Genomic DNA, 17,430 nt, shown 5'->3' on the forward strand with positions numbered 1-17,430 from the left:
CTGATTTTTTTATCTAAAGCGCCTATGCTGGTTAAATAATAATTAAAAATATCAGCGGTTATGTTTTCTATTTGGTCAATAAGCTTACTCGCCATTGTATACTTGGGAATTTTATTTGCTGTGGCGGGGTGGGCAGATAAACGCAAAATGCTGCCTTTTAAAGGGCTAACTTATGGACTATCGTTAGGTGTTTATTGTACCTCATGGGCATTTTTTGGTACTACAGCCCAAGCCGCACATAATGGTTGGTGGCTTGCCCCTACTTACGCTGGTACTATTTTGTTGTTTATTTTTGGTTGGCAAATATACTGTCGCATTGCGCATATTTGTCGCCAGCAAAAGCTTACCTCAATGGCCGATTTTATTGCCACGCGGTATGGTAAGTCTTCTAGTCTCTCGGGTTTAATATCGCTTATTTCTGTGATTGCTATTGTGCCGTATATTTCATTACAACTGAGTGCCACCGCACAAAGTATTAATTTATTAACTGCACGAGCTGCATCGCAAAGCCATCAAGTCTGGGCTGATAGTACGTTTTATATCACTTTGCTGTTAGCATTGTTTGCCATTTTATTTGGTGCTAGGAGGTTAAGACCGAGCGAGCACAACCCTGGGCTGATTGCCAGTATAGCCTTTGAATCTATGGTTAAGCTACTGGCGTTTGTGGTAGTGGGTTTATATGTCTGCTTTGCGCTTTTTGATAGTCCAGCTGCTTTATTTGCCAAAGCCGCAGAGCTAAATATAGATAAGCAGGTGGCCGCGACACAAAGTCCAACTTATGTGTATGTTGTACATACATTACTAGGGGTATTAGCTACTTTGTGTTTGCCTCGGCAATTTCACATGAGCTTTATAGAAAACAATAATGATAAAGAGCTGGCCTCTGCACGCTGGCTATTCCCTATTTATTTGCTGCTAATCAATCTATTTATTTTACCTATTGCATATGCGGGATTGATTTACTTTCAAGGTACAGAAGTTGGTTACGATACTTTTGTTTTGGCGTTACCGATGGCGGCAGACAGTCCACTGGTGGCATTGTTAGCTTTTTTGGGCGGTTTTTCAGCGGCAACCAGCATGGTAATCGTATCGGCTATTGTACTTTCTGTGATGATCACCAATGACTTTATCAATCAATTTATTTTACGTCGTTCTCAGCTGACTTCGAGCAGTCGTGGGCTTGATAAAAATAATCTGCTTCATGCACGTAAAATCGTCATAGTATTAATTTTATTACTTAGTTATTTTACCCATCGTATTCTTGGAGAGGCCAACACATTAGCCAATGTGGGTCTTATGTCGTTTACCTTAGTTGCGCAATTTGCTCCTGCAATGGTGATAGGCTTATGGTGGCGACACGCTTCGTGTCGAGGGGCACAGCTGGGTATTTTAACTGGCTTTATAATTTGGGGTTACACTTTATTATTGCCCAACCTTGCTAGCGGGCTTGGTAATGATAGTCGTTGGTTGATAGAAGGACCATGGCAAGTTGCTTGGTTAGCACCCACTAACTTATTCTCTCTGGGTTTAGAGGGTATTAGCCAAGCGGTGTTATTGTCATTAGGGGCAAATTGCTTGGTGTATTTTTTAGTGCCGCTATTGAGCCAAGCGACCTTAGCAGAGCGATTACAAAGCAATAAATTTATGCCACAATTATCCGATTCACGAATTAATACCGCCTTACAACCATTGAACTACCATGATTTAGGTGCGCTGTTACAGCGGTTTGCCGAAAAAGATGCCAGTCAACTATTAGTAAATCACTACTTTCCAACAGATAGAAGTAAGTGGAAACACCCTGCGGATCTGCAACTTGAGTTATTAATAGAACGAGAAATGTCTGCAGTGATAGGCGGTGCATCGGCACGACTTATTTTGGATGTTGCAAAAAATGAGCAACGTCAGCCACTAGAGCAAGTTGCTGAACTTGTTGATGAGGCTACGCAAGTGCTGAAGTTTAATCGTGATTTACTGCAAGCTACTATTGAAAACATTCAACAAGGCATAAGTGTAGTGGATAGTGAGCTGCGTTTAGTTGCTTGGAATCAAGGCTATAAATGCATGTTCTCTTATCCAGAAGAAGCGCTTTATATTGGCCGACCAGTGGCTGATATTATTCGTTTTAATGCCGAACGAGGCTTGTTTAGCGGCGAAGATATTAATATCGAGGTAGAAAAGCGCTTAGGTTATTTAAAACAAGGCAGTGCTTATAAATACCAGCGTTCTCACAATGATGGCCGTGTATTTGAGATGCAAGGTAACCCGTTACCAGGCGGTGGATTTGTAACTACCTATACTGATATTTCAGAGTTTGTTAAACAGCAAAAAGCACTCACAGAGGCAAATGTTAGCCTTGAAGAAAAAGTAGCTACACGCACTAAAGCTTTAACACAAGCTAACCATGAGCTGTCTGCGGCAAAGTTAGTTGCCGAACAAGCAACGGTTAGCAAAACCCGCTTTTTTGCTGCAGCTAGCCACGACTTATTACAACCTTTTAATGCCGCAAGTTTGTTTTGCTCATTAATGAATGAAAAAGCACAAGACACTCAGTTACAAGAGCTGGCGCTCAATATTAAAAATTCATTAGGGAATGCTGAAGAGTTGTTGTCGAGCATTTTAGAACTGACAAAACTAGACTCTGGAGCATTTAAAATTCAGTACAGTGAATTTGCAGTTAGTAGCTTACTCGAGCCATTACGCAATGATTATGCTGCGCTTGCGAGAGAAAAAGGGCTTAATCTCATTATGCAGACGTGCGATGTCCATTTAGTTACCGATAAAGCATTATTACGGCGAGTGTTGCGAAATTTACTCAGTAATGCCATACGTTACACTGAACAAGGTGAAGTACGCTTAAAAATGCAACGTCATGATCAACAGGTCTCATTCATTATTGAAGATACAGGGATCGGCATTGCTGCAAGTGATCAACAAACGATATATCAGGAATTTAAACAGCTAGGGGCAAAGCCCAATGCTGAAGGGTTAGGACTTGGCTTAGCTATTACCAAAAGAATTTGTGACTTATTGAAAATTCCCTTAATGGTGGGCTCTGAACTCGGCAAAGGCACGCAATTTACATTAACCTTACCATGTAAAGCGGGTCGAATTAGCACTGCGCTACACAGTGCAGAGCAAGGCCAAGAAACCGAGCTAGGGCGTTTACATATTTGGTTAGTTGATAACGATAGCAATGTGCTTGAAGCGCTCAAACAATTACTTGAAAACTGGGGCTGTGCAATTGCCACCGCTACTAACTTAACCGAGCTTGAGCAATTAAAAGCGGCTCAAAATTTACCGCAACTACTGATCGTTGATTATCAACTAGACGACGGTGTGACTGGGCTTGACGTTATTAAGCAGGCAGGCCTTGAAGCGTTACCGGCAATAGTAAATACCGCCAATCATGATGAGGGTATTCGAGAGAGTGTGCTTGATGCCGGTTATCCATTATTGTATAAACCACTCAAAGCGCCCGCCTTAAAGCGAATGATAAAACGGCTAACGTGATTGCAAGGACACGAATACTTGGGTTCCCGATTTATTTGCGCGTGCGTTAACACTCAACTCACCCCCTTGGTTGCGTATCAATTCGCGGCTGATCACCAAACCAATGCCCGCGCCCTGTGCTTTTGTAGAATAAAAGGGCACAAATAGGTTGTCGGGGTTGGCAATGCCCGTGCCGTTGTCAGTCAGCTCAATCACAACGCCATCGTTTTGCTGTTGCCAGTTAAGCGTGGGAGGCGTGTTACCGCCTGCTTCAAAGGCATTTTTTATCAGGTTGATCAGTGCTTGTTCAAGCTGGCCTAAATCGGCTGTAAAATTCACAGGCTGAGAAGGGTGAATTTCGAGCTCAGGGAATATTGCCTGTAGTCGTAAGTTCACTTGTTCGTTATTGATTTGCTGTTTATTTGGCGAGGGGAGTTTTGAGAATGCGCTGTAGCTATTTACAAAATCAAGCAAATGTTGCGCACGTTTTTCAATCACTTGCAGCATATCTTGGGCAAGGTCTGGGCCTGGGGTTATTTGCCCTTGCTGTTTCATGGTTTGCAGTGATTGGCTCATGGAGTAAATTGGCGTTAAGGAGTTACGCACTTCATGGTTGAGCACGCGAATTAAGCGCTGCCAAATGTCTTGTTCATTTGCGCGTAGCTGTTGTTCAATAGAAAATAGCGTAAGCAGCTCGTAATTTCGCCCTGTGCGCCAAAATGTTTGTGCTGATACGATAAAACGGCGTTTAAAACGCGACTCTTTCTCTATTTGCCAACGACCATTGTTATAAATCAGCCCTAGATCGGTGCTACTTAATCCTTCAACATTGGGTGCTGTTAAGGTGTTTAAAAATGCGTTATTGGTAAAGTAAACTTGCCCGTGAGGGTCTAAAATAACAATGGGTAAATCAAGCATTTTAGCAAACTCAAACACGAACTCTTCAGTTTGCATATAGTGACGTTTACTTTGCGCTATTTTGTTAGTGAGCTTGGTAAAGTCATTTTTAAGGTTGGCTACTCGCCCGTTTTGATACTGTGCTAAATGCCAACTATTACTCTCGTTGTTAGCCAGTGCATCAAGCTGTGTTCCAAAGCGTTCGATAACATCAAGGGTCAGTTTGTAGCTTTTGACTACTGCAAACAGGCTAACTGCAACGACGGGGAGTATAATACTAATGCTTGCAAACCAATCGAGCCCCCACGTTATTACAAGCAAAATACACAGCATTAATACAATAAACATCACTAAGGCGGCATAACGCATTAGTCGCTGTTCGAGCGAGTGAGTGCGGGCCATTAAAAGTCTGCTTCTTTTAAATCAAGCTGGTGCTTATCGATTCGCCTGTAAATCGCCGATTTACTCAAGCCTAAAAACTCACCCGCGGCAACAACATTCCCATTAAATTGCGCCAACGCTTTTTGAATCATTTGTTTTTCAAGTTCTTCCAGTGGCAGCAACGGTAATGAATCACTCGTTGCGCTGTTGCTTGCATCACTACTGGGTTGTTCAAGAATCAAATCATTGGCATCGATATTGTCGTTATCGCTCATGATCACGGCACGTTCAATACAATGGCTAAGTTCTCGCACATTGCCCGGCCACGTGTAGTTCGTGAGCGCCTGAATTGCAGTAGCTGAAAGTGACATGCCTTCACGCTGGTATTTTTTACTGTGCGTTGCAAGCAAGTGATGTGCTAATTCTATAATGTCTTCAGGACGCTCACGTAGTGGCGGAATATGTAGTTCAATGGTGTTGAGCCTGAACAATAAATCGCGGCGAAATTCCCCCGCCTCAATGGCTTTAGCTAGCTCTGCGTTAGTGGCAGCAATAATCCGTACATCCGCTGTTTGGGTTTGGCTTGAGCCTAATACTTCAAACTCTTGGCTTTCAAGTACGCGCAGCATTTTACTTTGTAGCTCAAGGGGGAGTGTGGCTATTTCATCTAAAAATAAGGTGCCGCCATTGGCTATTTCAAAGCGGCCGAGACGGTCTTCTTTAGCGTCGGTAAAGGCGCCTTTTTTGTGGCCAAATAATTCGCTTTCAAATAAAGAGGGCGCAATAGCACCAATATTAACGCTCACATAGCGTTGTTCGCAGCGATTAGAGTGTTGGTGAATATAGTTTGCTAGCAGGCTCTTACCGGTGCCATTTTCTCCGGTAATTAAAATACTGGCATCGGTTTTTGCGGCGCGCTTAGCGCGTGTCAGTAATTGTTGCGTCACCGCTGAATTAGCAATGTAATCAGTACTTTTTGGTAAGTTTAGCGCCTTTAAACAGGCATTATCATGATTGCTTTTTTTCAGCGTTAGTTGCTGTTGTACAACGCTAGTTAAACGCAGGTTATTCCAAGGTTTTTCAAGAAAGTCAACAGCGCCTAACTGCATGGCTTTGACCGCGACATCAACACTTGCCCATGCGGTCATTACGATAACAGGAATGGTTGAACTAATAGACTGCAGTTGCTTTAAAAATCGCAGCCCTTCATCCCCTGAGGTGGTATCGAGCTTAAAGTTCATATCGAGCAAAATAAGGCTAATTGCATTACAGTTTAAAATTTCGAGGGCTTGCTCAGGGCCTTGTGCTTCAATACATTGTAAGCCAAGTTGGTTTAGCGCCACGATGGCGGCCATGCGAACATCAGCTTGGTCGTCGATTACTAAAATTGGGTCCATTTTATATGTATGATCCTGTCGTGGTGGCCCTGTTTGGGCCACCCTTATCATTATTATTCGTTACGAAGTGAGGCCATGGGTTTGGCTTTAATTAATAGCAATAGTGGCCTAAAGCAGGCGAACATTGCAATAATCAAAGTGATAAACCACGCCATTAATTGCAAGCGCACGTCTAAAATTAACCAAGATACAAGCTGTTCTTGCAGGCTATGGTAGCCGGCTATCATTACACTCAGCGCTAAAATAAAACCGATTAACACAGGGAGTACGGCTTCTTTGCTCATAAGTTTAAATAAGCGTGCTTTTTTAGCCCCTAGCGCCATACGAATACCAAATTCATACCGACGTAGACCTAAGTTGTAGCTAAGTACTCCAAATATACCTATTGCAGCGAGTAATAGAGTAAAAAGCGCCAGCGTACAACACAATACTACTGTAAGGCGGCTCATATACAGCAAACCATCGTACTCTTGCTGTAAGTCTCTAAATTGCCATAAGGTTAGGTGACTATTGGCTTTTCTTAATAAATTCAAAACTTGCTTGCTAGTAAGCTCAACACTGGGTTCTGTTTCAATAACAAACATATAACTCCAAGGTTGTGCCGGCCACCACATGTGCCGACCAAATGATTCATCATAATATTTAGGGTGGTTAAAATCTTCAGTTATGCCGACAATCTCAAACATTTTATCTTCAAGGCCTTTGTAGCTTTTACCGATAATGTCTGTGTATTCTTGATCAGGTAATAACCATTTAGCCACACTAATAGATACCAAAAGTTCATTTGTTTCCCCTCGCATAGCTTGTTCGCTAAAAGTACGCCCTGCGAGTATTTTGGTGTTCACTAAGTCAAAGTAATCAGGCCCGACCCATTGGCTGGGGAAGAAGATGGAGCTTTTACCTTCAACGTCGGTCAGGGTGTTGGCATTTTGCCTTGGCGATACTGGGCTTTGCCCAAGTGCGACATCTTTAATACCTTCACTGTTTTGTAATACTTTTTGATACTGCTTAATTTGCTCGTAGCGCTCAGCTAATGTTGCATCGTTATTAACTTGAAATAATTGTGCAAAATACAGGTTTTCAGTATCGCTGCCTAAAGGGCGGTTGATGGTCTCTAAGGATTTACTCACCACCATGACCGAGAAGCTAACCAGTAAAGCGGCTACAAACATTTGCACGCCAATTAATAAACGAACAGTACGCCCTGATACTTGCGAAACACCGCCTTTACCGCTGTTCTGCATTTGCTGGTTGAGGGTTTTATAATTAATTAAATACGCTGTGATGATTGAGAAAATGTACGCTAAAGCAATACACATCACTATGGCGATAAGTACCAAGTTGATATCTACAGCTAGGCTATTCACTAATGGTAAGCGGCCTTCAGCAAGCACTTTAAATAGCCTAATTCCCCAGACTGACAAAAACAGCGCAATACTGACCGAAATACTCATCAATATAAGCGATTGTAGTAAAATGCTGTTAAATAATGTTTTACGTTTTGCGCCCAGCACAGCTTGTAAAGCTAAGGTTTTATGTTGCGCTAACGCTCGAGAAAAGAATAAGGTACTGACGTTTAGTACAGCAATGACGAGTAGCCCTAACGCACCAGCGAGCATCATTAAGCTTAAATCATCGTTGTTACCTAGCTCTACTTCACGGTAAGGCGTGACAACGGGGTTCACATCTGTAATACCACCATTGTTCAGCCACTCAGATTTTATGGTATCAATTTGGGCTTTTAAGTCGGTTTTTACTTGCGAAGTAGTGACTCCAGGCTTTAATACTGCTATTAACTTGAGATTTCTAAAGGTGTTAGTCCATGGGCTTTGCCAGTCATCGTTATGAAAAAATCGACGATCGGCACTGCTTGGATACCAAACATCAACAGAGCCCGCTTTAATCATGTAGGGTGGGCTGAAATTAGCCGCTACAACACCGGTTATAATATGCCCATCACCTTCAATTTCACTGGCTGTTTTTAAGGGTTTACCAATTACATTAGGGTCACTATTAAAATGCTCTTTCCAGAACTTCTCTGAAATGACTACACTATTATCAACTTCCTCTAAGGTTTCGCCCTTTTTAAAGCCACGTCCGAGTAAAAAAGGAGTATGTAGGAGTTCAAAGTATTCACCACCTACATACAGCACATCTTTTTTTGGTTGACCGTCTAAGTTTAAAAAAATATTTTCAGCGGCATTCATCATAAATGCCTGCTCAAAACTTTGATTGTTCTTAATCCAGTGCACCATGGATTGATAACTTTGAAAGCCAACCGCATCATAATCATCATAAGTGAGGCTTTGCTCAACCACCACCATGCGGTTCTCATCAAATACATCGAGCGGTTTTAAAAAGTAACTATTCACTAAACTCAATACAACAAATAATGCCGCTAAAGTCAGTGCGAGTGTTGAAACAACGGCGGTGACAAATCCTGGTGCATTCATCAGTGATGCCCATGCTAAGCGCAGTTGGCTTCGTGTTTTAGTTAAACGGCTCATGTTAAACGACCTCAGCACTGTCAGTTGCTAAGTTGGCTGTTGGTGCCGCTTGGTTTTCGCGTGCATGCGAGTAAGAGACAATTTCGCCATCGAGTAGTTTTAGCTGAGTTTTTGCCCGCCCGGCATAACGTAAATCATGGGTTACCATGCAAATGGTGGTGCCTTTTTGATTAAGTGCATCGAGTAGGTCCATCACGGCATCGCCGTTTTTAGAGTCAAGGTTACCGGTTGGCTCATCGACCAATAAAATACTCGGCTTTCCGGCAAGTGCGCGAGCAATAGCAATACGCTGTTGTTGGCCACCAGAGAGCTGGTTGGGCTTATGTTGTGCGCGGTGACCCATTTCAACTTCATCAAGGGCATGTTTTACTGCACTTTGAATATCAGCTTGGCTCATCGCGGGCTCGCGATAAGTCAGCGGCAGGGCAACGTTATCAAATACTGATAGCTCATCGATTAAATTAAATGACTGAAAAATAAAGCCAATGTGTAAATTACGTAGTTCGGCTTGTTGGTCCATATCAAGGGTTTTGGTATCGACATTTTTAATGGCATATTGACCACCTGTTGGGCTATCAAGTAAACCTAATAGCGACAGCAAGGTCGATTTTCCGCAGCCCGATGGGCCGCTAATACAAATATAATCACCTTCATTAATAGTCAGGTCGATATTTTTTAAAGCATAGGTTTCAACGTTTTGGCTGCGATAAACCTTGGCGATGTTTTTGAGTGAGATAAGCGTATTGTTGTTCATAAACTTTCCTGTTCGATTTTTATAGTTGCCAAATGCTGCCATTTTGAAAGGTCTGAAATGATCAGCTGTTCGCCCACCGTAGCGCCATCTAAAAGTTGAATTTTATTATCACTGAGTGTACCAAACTCAATATTTATCGGGGCAGCTAAATGAGTGTTGGGGTTAAGTTTAAAAAGCATCGCTTTTGAATGAGCTTTTGCTTTTTGCGGTAATTTAATGGTCAGTGCATTCGCTATTACATTACTTATAACATGGCCTTCAATGCTTAAGTCGGGGCGTGCATTAGCGGGTAATTCACCAATAAGGTCGAGCTCAATCATTACCCGACCATCACTCACGATGGGATCAATTCTGGTCACTTTAGCTGTCACTTCACCTTGCTTTGAGTTGCTAAAGGTATTGACGCGGGCTGGCATATTGAGTGCGATTTTTTCAGCGTCACTTTGTTTAATACTGAGCTCTGCTTTGAGTGCGCTATCAGAACCCACCACAGCTAAGCGAGTGCCTGGTGTGAGGTTTTGGCCTAGTTCTACGTTGAGCTCTTGCAGCATGCCGTCAATGCCTGCTGTAATTTTTAGGTCATCAAAAGCTTGCTGTTGTACTTTATAATTTAACTCAAATTGGCGTAATAGCTCCTGCTGAACCTTACTGCGCTGCAGGTGCATTTGCGCTAATTGCACGAGACGTTTTTGTTCAATCTCAACGCGCTGCTTGAGCTGTTTTACGGTGAGTAAGCTACGTTTGTAATCAAGGCTTGAAACAATGCCTTGTTCGATTAATTGACTCTCGGCTTCGCTTCTTAGCTGGGCGCTTTCAAGCTCACTCTGTAAAAGAGTTAGGTTAGCTTCGCGCTCCAATAGCTGACTTTTTTGATTGATTTTTTGCTCGCTAAAGCTTGCTTGTTGGCGTGCAAGTTCCAGTCTTGCGACCGACAAACGCTGCGCTTGTAGTGGGTTCACTAGGCTGATAATAACCGTGTCTTTGCTTACACGCGTACCTGGATACACATGGATGGCCTCGACCATTGCGACATCTGTGTTGGTTAAATAACGCTGATACTTGGATTTCAATCGGCCAAAGCCTTTGACTTTTACAACAAAATCCACTTGTGTCACGCTGGCAATCTGTAATTGGCTGGCAGGAATTGTTGTGGGGGCAAGCCAAGATTGTACCAGCCATATCATAATGATGATGCTAACAATTAAGGCTGCAATAATGAGTTTTCTACGCTGATTTGGTTTGTTACTGGGCTTTAAGGTGCTATCTAAATCCATTGGCTGTGTTTCATTATATTCTAATAAGTAAACACGGTAGCGAGGAATATGCCAATTTTTAAAGCCTTGAATTTAATTGGCTTTTAGTTTTTGGTAGGAACTGGTTTTCCCGTAAATGGGATTTCCAAAATGAAACTGGGAAGCGTTTTGGTTTATTGGCTGCCTTCGGTTTTCCCCACCTGAGATAGCTGGTTAAATAAAATGCCTGCTTGGGTGCGGTTATATACGTTGAGTTTGCGCAAAATAGCGGATACATGTTGTTTGATAGTGGTTTCTTGAATCGACATTTTAAACGCGATTTGTTTATTTAGCAGCCCATCAGCAATCATGGCTAAAACACGGTACTGTTGCGGGGTGAGCCTTTCAAGATTGCGGGCAAAGCTGCTTTGTTCGTCGTTAATAACTATGTCTGTTAAGTCGATTTCAGGTGGTAACCAAGAGTCGCCGTTGAGAACATGGTTAATGGCTTCGCTTATGATATCCAAGGATGATGATTTTGGGATATATCCCGCGGCACCTAAGCTCATGGCTTGTTTGATTATAGTGGGGGTTTCGTTGGCCGATACCATAATAACAACTATATCAGGGTAACGATTTCGTAGTTGCGATAATGCCTGTAGGCCATTAGCACCAGGAATGGTTAAATCTAAAAAAATTAACTCTATTTCAGGGTGCTCGGTTAATAGGGTAAATAAACCATCAATGTCACTGGCTTCTTTTATATGTTGCTCAGGTACTGAGGTTGCCGCTGCTTGGCGAAGTGCGTTTCTAAATAATGGATGATCATCGGCAATAATAGTGCTCACTGTTAAAGACATTCCCTAAAACTCCAATGTGGTATGTTATAAATGATTTCTTACTTTGAAACAAGGTTTACCTATGGGGGAGAAAATAGGCAAACCTTTTTAGATAATAACTTAAAAACGGTAACCTACAGTGAGTGATACTGTACGAGGGTCGCCATAATAACCAATTAAGGTATTATCTCCACCAAGGCCAGGTGTATATTTGCTGACATCACTTGGGTTGCTAGGATCAGGTGCAACAAATTGGTAGCCACCAATCATATACTCCTCGTCAGTGAGGTTTTTACCATATAACCCGGCACTCCACTGGCCATCAGTGCTGTACCAGGTTATACCAATGTTGAGTAAGCCGTAAGCATCTTGAGTGAGTAGGCTATCTTCTTCAAATAGCGCGTAATCACCACGGTAATAATAGTTACCGTTCATAACAAAGTCGCCTATCTCAGTATACATACGATAAGTGGCACCGAGGTTAAAGGTTAAATCAGGCGTATTTGATACACTAAAGCGATCAGACTTATCAAATGCTTCACCCGTTTCAGGATCGTAATCTATAACATTATCAAAGCTACTATCTATATAACCAATTGACGCATCAAAGCTGAGAGATTCTGTGGCTATATAGTTAAGTTCTACTTCTATACCATCAGAAGTAGATTCACCAATATTCCCTAAGCGTTGATTTAAATCCGCAGCATTATCACCCGGTAATACAGAGATGTACTGACGGTCTTTATGGTCAAGAGTGAACAAAGTTACGTTGGCGCGTAGGTTATCGTTCCATTCGCTTTTCATGCCAAATTCAAATGAGTCTACAATTTCAGGCTTAGCGGCAGGTTCAGCCGTGGTGGCACGAGGATTGAAAGTCCCTGATTTAAACCCTTGTGCGTAGCTGGCAAAGAACATAATATCGCGACTATATTGATACTCAACGCCAGCACGTGGAGTAAAGCGTGACCAATCTGCACTGTCATCTAATACTGTGGGGACTAGTTGTCCTTCAGGGCGAACATAACCTGGTATCCAACCCGACTCAGGATATACCGTGTCAAATATGAGGCCGTTATTTACAATCGCGTCTTTGCTGTCTTTGGTGTAGCGAGCACCTAAGGTCATTGACCACTTATCATCAAAATCATAAGTGCCTTGGATATACGCGGCCTTACTGCTTGAGTTGCTGCATCCGCTAACTTCACGAGTGAGGCCTGGAGCGCCAAGGCTTTTACCGAGTTCCTCTAAAATAGCTTCAAATTGCCCACAAGATTCACCATCATAGTAATATAAACCAGATACCAGCTTGTAGTTATTGCCTTGGTGATTGAGTTGTAATTCGTGCGTAGTTTGTTCGTCATCATAAATTGCTGGCACATCAAAAATGCGAGTTGAGGTGTTATCAAAGTCGATATTAGTCGGCGAATAACTGTCACGACTAGAACCGATGTATTTTAAACTGGTATTGCTATTCATGTCCCAACGCGCAGTTAAGCTGTAGCCTTCAAGCTCAACCTTGTTCCATGTTGGCATGCTGGTATAAGAGTCGTATACGCTGTCAGGTACTGGTGCATCAGTGAGTAAGCTAGGCAGTAAACGGTAACCGCCTTTGGCGTTAGACTCATCTTCGGTTTTATCCCATGTTAGGCGAAAAAACAGCTCATCGGTGGGGGTGTACTCTAAGGTTACACGTGCGGCGGTTACATCTTTATTGTAGTTTTCACGGTCTTGATTATCTAAATCTGAAGTTAGAAATTCTCCAAAACCATCACGGTTTAAGGTAGCAAAACCAAAACCAACATAGAGCTTTTCATCAATCAGCGGCAGTTGTCCGGTGATCTTCAAATCTTTTTGATTGTAACTTCCGACTGTGCCTTGTACGTTTAAAGTGGCATCGCCAGTCATTTCTTTAGTGACATATTTAATGGCTCCACCAATGGTGTTTTTACCGTAGAGCGTACCTTGTGGGCCGCGTAGTACTTCAATTTGTTGTACGTCTAGTAAATCCAGTACCGCACCTTGCGGGCGCGCTAAATATACGTCATCAATATAAATGCCCACGCCAGGTTCATAACCCCACAGCGGATCCTGTTGGCCAACACCACGAATAAAGGCGGTAATGGTAGAGTTAGTACCACGGCTTGTTTGTAAAGTGGTGTTTGGCGAAAACTGTTGCACTTCAGTCATCACGCTGATGCCATTTTCGGCAAGTTGCTGGGCGCCTATCGAGGTTACGGCAACAGGCACTTCTTGTAAGTTTTCAACCGTTTTTCGCGCAGTAACTTCAATACGCTCAAGTTCGCCTTTTTTTACAGTATTCGTTTGCTCCGCGGCAATACTATTAGCACTTAATAAGGCTAATGAAACGGCGAGTGTTATCGGTGTGATGTTTTGATTGAGCTTGCTCATGGTGTGTTCCTGTTTATTGTTATCGTTAATGGTTTGCTCATGTCACCTGTATTCAATGTAGAAGATAGTTGCAAAAAAGGAATTAGTACCATAGTGCTATACGTATTTAATTAATTGACTTATAAGGGATTTAAGCCGAACTTATAATATGTAGCACCTTAGTGCTATGTCTTTTTTGGTGGTTTACAGTAAAACTAAAACAATTACTGCGATGTCACCTCATCTTGGGTAATAACAATAATTATAGGAATGTCTATGCTGAGTATGATAGGGCTGTTAAGTGGTTTAATACTGCTGATTATTTTAACGTTGCGTGGCGTAAATTTATTTATAGCCGCGCCAATCTGTGCACTTTTAGTAGCACTAAGTAGTGATATGGCGATATTTCCAGTCACTGCGGATAGTAACTTTATTAATGCTTATATGGATGGCTTTGCTGGCTTTTTAAGTGCGTGGTTTTTTATGTTTTTACTGGGCTCTCTGTTTGGTAAGTTTATGGAAGATACCGGCGCTGCTGATAGCGTAGCAAGCTACATTGTAGGTAAATTAGGCATGAAACACGCAGTGCTGGCTGTGGTGATTGCGTGTGCTGTATTAACCTATGGTGGGGTAAGTGTGTTTATCGTTGCGTTTTCAGTTTATCCAATGGCACTAAGTTTGTTTAAAGACGCTAATTTACCGCGGCGCTTTATTCCAGCTACTTTGGCGTTTGGATCGGTGACGTTTACGATGACTTCTGCGGGATCACCTGAGATTCAAAATTGGATCCCCGTTAAATACTTAGGCACTTCTCCCTATGCTGCATGGGAAGTGAGCTTAGTGGTTGCAATTTTTATGGCAACGGTTGGTTACTTTTGGCTCAATAAGATGATCAAAAAAGCGCAAGCAAATGGAGAGTGTTTTGCAGCACGTGATGATGATCCTGTGATTATTAAACGTGAGCGGCCACATCCAATTACTGGCATCATTCCATTATTGGTGGTGTTGTTGCTGTCTTTTACTTTGCATGATGTATTACAGCAAACAGCATTAATAGTTGCATTGCTTGGTGGTGTATTAAGTATTGTGGTTATTAACTATAAGTATTTCCATAATATGGCTAATGCAATCAATGTGGGTACTACAGGTGCTTTAGTCGCCATTGGCAATACTGCCGCCGTTGTGGGTTTTGGCGCGGTGGCAAAAGTCTCACCGGCATTTATCGCAGCCGTTGATACGATGACGCATATGCCGGGCAATGAACTAGTGGGGGCAGCTGTTGCTGTGAGTGTTATTGCAGGTTTAACTGGCTCTGCATCCGGTGGACAAGCGATTGCACTACCATTAGTTGCGCCGCAATATGTAGAGATGGGTGTTAACCCAGAACAATTGCATCGGGTGGTAGCAATTAGTTCAGGGGCGCTAGATAGCTTGCCGCATAATGGTTATGTGGTCACGACTATACGGGCGATTTGTAAAGAAACTCACCAACGTGCTTACTGGCCATTGGCTGCGTTAACCGTGGTTATACCACTTGTTGGCGTCGCATTGGCATTGGGTCTATTTATAACTTTTTAAGGAAGGGCAATGAAAACAACACTAATAATTATCGGATTGCTTTTATTTTATACGAGTGCCGCGTTTTGTGCAGATAAAGCTGCGCCTATGCTGGTGGAAAAACAACATTTTACCACCAAAAATTTCACCACTGTGTCAGGAAAGACCATTACCAAAGTTGATATTGGTTGGGAAAGCTACGGCAAATTAAATGAAGCCAAAGATAATGTGATTTTAATCACTCATTACTTTTCTGGTACTTCTCATGCGGCGGGTAAATACAAAGCCGATGACGCCCTGCTAGGGTATTGGGACGCGATTATTGGCCCAGGCAAAGCTATTGATACTGATAAATATTTTGTGATCAGCTCAGATACGCTAGTCAATGCTAACTGGCATGACCCCAATGTCATCACTACAGGACCTGCATCGATTAACCCCGCTACAGGTAAACCTTATGGACTTGATTTCCCTGTAGTGACCATTACTGATTTTGTTAATGTACAAAAACGTTTGCTTGATAGCTTAGGTATAAAGAAATTACATGCGGTGATGGGCGCATCCATGGGCTCGTTCCAAGCGTTAGAATGGGCGGTACGTTACCCCGATCAGGTTGAGCGACTTATTCATGTAATTGGCGCAGCGACGATGGATGCTTGGACGGTGGCGGCCCTTGAAAAATGGGCATTGCCAATTCGGTTAGATAAAAATTGGCAGCAAGGCGATTATTACAACAAAGAGCGCCCGCTGGATGGTTTGGCTGCAACTATGCTGAACATTACTCAAGATGCTATGCACCCGATTATTTATAACGCCAGTTTCCCGAACTTTAATGTGCTTGATCAAGGGGCATTAAATGATATTCGCACCTTGCCACAACTTAGCCAAACATTAGCAACACGAGCTATGGCACGCGCGAAAACCCAAGATGCAAATCACGTGTTGTATTTAGTCCGTGCATCACAGCTTTTTACCGCGGGTATGCAAGACGATTTAACTAGCGCACTAAAAAAAGTGAAAGCAAAAACCTTATTGCTGCCTGCAACAAACGATTTATTATTGCGTCCTGAAAATATGCAAGCAGTATATAGCGCCATGAAAACAGCAGGTAAAGAAGTTGAAATGTCAGAGATTAAAGGCGGGTGGGGGCATTTAGATGGCATTTTTTCTATCTCACCAAAGGCTCAGCTAATCAGGGACTTTTTAAAGGAGGAATCGCATGAGTAAAACAGTATTAATTACTGGGGCTGCCAGTGGCATCGGCTTTTATGTTGCTGAGCAACTAGTCAAAGCTGGCCATCATATTATTGTCACTGATTTACATCAGCACAGCGCCGAACAAGCTGCTGCTAAAATCATTGAGCAAGGGGGTAATGCACAAGGCTTTGCACTGAATGTGGCAGATAGTAATGCAATAGAGGCGTTTTTTAATGAGTTTAAACAGCCGATAGATGTACTTATTAATAATGCGGGCATTCAGCATGTAGCAAAACTAGAAGAGTTTCCAGCAGAGACATGGCAATTTTTACAGCAGGTTATGCTGGTCGGGCCGGCGATAATGAGCAAAGCTGTGTTGCCACGTATGCGCGACCGAGGCTTTGGTCGTATTATAAATATAGGCTCTATTCACGCGCTAGTTGCATCTAAATATAAATCTGCTTATGTTGCGGCGAAGCACGGTTTAATAGGCTTTGCTAAAACGATGGCATTAGAAACTGGTGACAGCAATATTACCATTAATACAGTATGCCCTGCCTATGTAAAAACCCCTTTAGTTGAGCAGCAAATTGCCGCGCAGGCAAAGCAGCATGGAATGTCAGAGCAGCAAGTTATAGACACAATCATGCTTGCGCCCATGCCAAAAAAAGCCTTCATTGAGTTAGATGAAATACTGCATACCATCTGTTTTTTAATGGCTGATGAAGCGCGTAATATAACTGCACAAGCCATTGCCATTGATGGTGGTTGGACTGCTCAATAGGAGGAATT

The 17,430-nt window shown here is 42.6% G+C and carries 11 protein-coding genes; 4 read left to right on the forward strand and 7 right to left on the reverse strand.

Annotation, left to right across the window (positions count from 1 at the left end):
• Positions 1–60 precede the first annotated feature (60 nt).
• Positions 61–3,510: a PAS domain-containing hybrid sensor histidine kinase/response regulator gene (locus HHO47_RS10485; RefSeq protein ID WP_169020263.1), complete on the forward strand. Its 3,450-nt coding sequence runs from the start codon at positions 61–63 to the stop codon at positions 3,508–3,510.
• On the opposite strand, the gene HHO47_RS10490 is transcribed toward HHO47_RS10485, so the two are convergent.
• The 7 genes from HHO47_RS10490 to HHO47_RS10520 all read right to left on the reverse strand — a co-directional run bounded on the left by HHO47_RS10490 (position 3,502) and on the right by HHO47_RS10520 (position 13,905).
• The gene (locus tag HHO47_RS10490; protein ID WP_248290981.1) at positions 3,502–4,788 is read right to left on the reverse strand and encodes a sensor histidine kinase; all 1,287 of its coding nucleotides are present in this window, start codon (positions 4,786–4,788) and stop codon (positions 3,502–3,504) included. The genes HHO47_RS10485 and HHO47_RS10490 overlap by 9 nt on opposite strands.
• Positions 4,788–6,164: a sigma-54-dependent transcriptional regulator gene (locus HHO47_RS10495; RefSeq protein ID WP_169020264.1), complete on the reverse strand. Its 1,377-nt coding sequence runs from the start codon at positions 6,162–6,164 to the stop codon at positions 4,788–4,790. The genes HHO47_RS10490 and HHO47_RS10495 overlap by 1 nt, the downstream gene beginning before the upstream one ends.
• Before the next feature lie 53 nt (positions 6,165–6,217).
• Positions 6,218–8,671: an ABC transporter permease gene (locus tag HHO47_RS10500; RefSeq protein WP_169020265.1), complete on the reverse strand. Its 2,454-nt coding sequence runs from the start codon at positions 8,669–8,671 to the stop codon at positions 6,218–6,220.
• 1 nt (position 8,672) lies between these two features.
• On the reverse strand, positions 8,673–9,425 hold the full coding sequence (locus HHO47_RS10505; protein WP_169020266.1) for an ABC transporter ATP-binding protein: 753 nt from the start codon (positions 9,423–9,425) through the stop codon (positions 8,673–8,675).
• Positions 9,422–10,699 (reverse strand): HlyD family secretion protein, encoded by a 1,278-nt coding sequence (locus tag HHO47_RS10510; RefSeq protein ID WP_169020267.1) that lies wholly within the window; start codon positions 10,697–10,699, stop codon positions 9,422–9,424. The genes HHO47_RS10505 and HHO47_RS10510 overlap by 4 nt, the downstream gene beginning before the upstream one ends.
• Before the next feature lie 152 nt (positions 10,700–10,851).
• Positions 10,852–11,517: a response regulator gene (locus HHO47_RS10515; RefSeq protein ID WP_169020268.1), complete on the reverse strand. Its 666-nt coding sequence runs from the start codon at positions 11,515–11,517 to the stop codon at positions 10,852–10,854.
• Positions 11,518–11,616: 99 nt separating this feature from the next.
• On the reverse strand, positions 11,617–13,905 hold the full coding sequence (locus tag HHO47_RS10520; protein WP_169020269.1) for a TonB-dependent receptor: 2,289 nt from the start codon (positions 13,903–13,905) through the stop codon (positions 11,617–11,619).
• 255 nt (positions 13,906–14,160) lie between these two features.
• Here HHO47_RS10520 and HHO47_RS10525 point away from each other — a divergent pair, with 255 nt between their 5' ends.
• The 3 genes from HHO47_RS10525 to HHO47_RS10535 are packed head-to-tail and all read left to right on the forward strand — an operon-like array spanning position 14,161 to position 17,422.
• Positions 14,161–15,462: a GntP family permease gene (locus tag HHO47_RS10525; protein ID WP_169020270.1), complete on the forward strand. Its 1,302-nt coding sequence runs from the start codon at positions 14,161–14,163 to the stop codon at positions 15,460–15,462.
• Between the two features lie 9 nt (positions 15,463–15,471).
• Positions 15,472–16,668 (forward strand): E22 family MetX-like putative esterase, encoded by a 1,197-nt coding sequence (locus HHO47_RS10530; RefSeq protein WP_169020271.1) that lies wholly within the window; start codon positions 15,472–15,474, stop codon positions 16,666–16,668.
• Complete coding sequence (locus HHO47_RS10535) at positions 16,661–17,422, forward strand: 3-hydroxybutyrate dehydrogenase (RefSeq protein ID WP_169020272.1); 762 nt, start codon at positions 16,661–16,663, stop codon at positions 17,420–17,422. Before HHO47_RS10530 ends, HHO47_RS10535 begins: the two co-directional genes overlap by 8 nt.
• The last annotated feature ends 8 nt before the right edge of the window (positions 17,423–17,430 follow it).

The sequence above is a fragment of the Pseudoalteromonas arctica genome, from assembly GCF_012927645.1.
GTDB lineage: Bacteria > Pseudomonadota > Gammaproteobacteria > Enterobacterales > Alteromonadaceae > Pseudoalteromonas > Pseudoalteromonas arctica_A.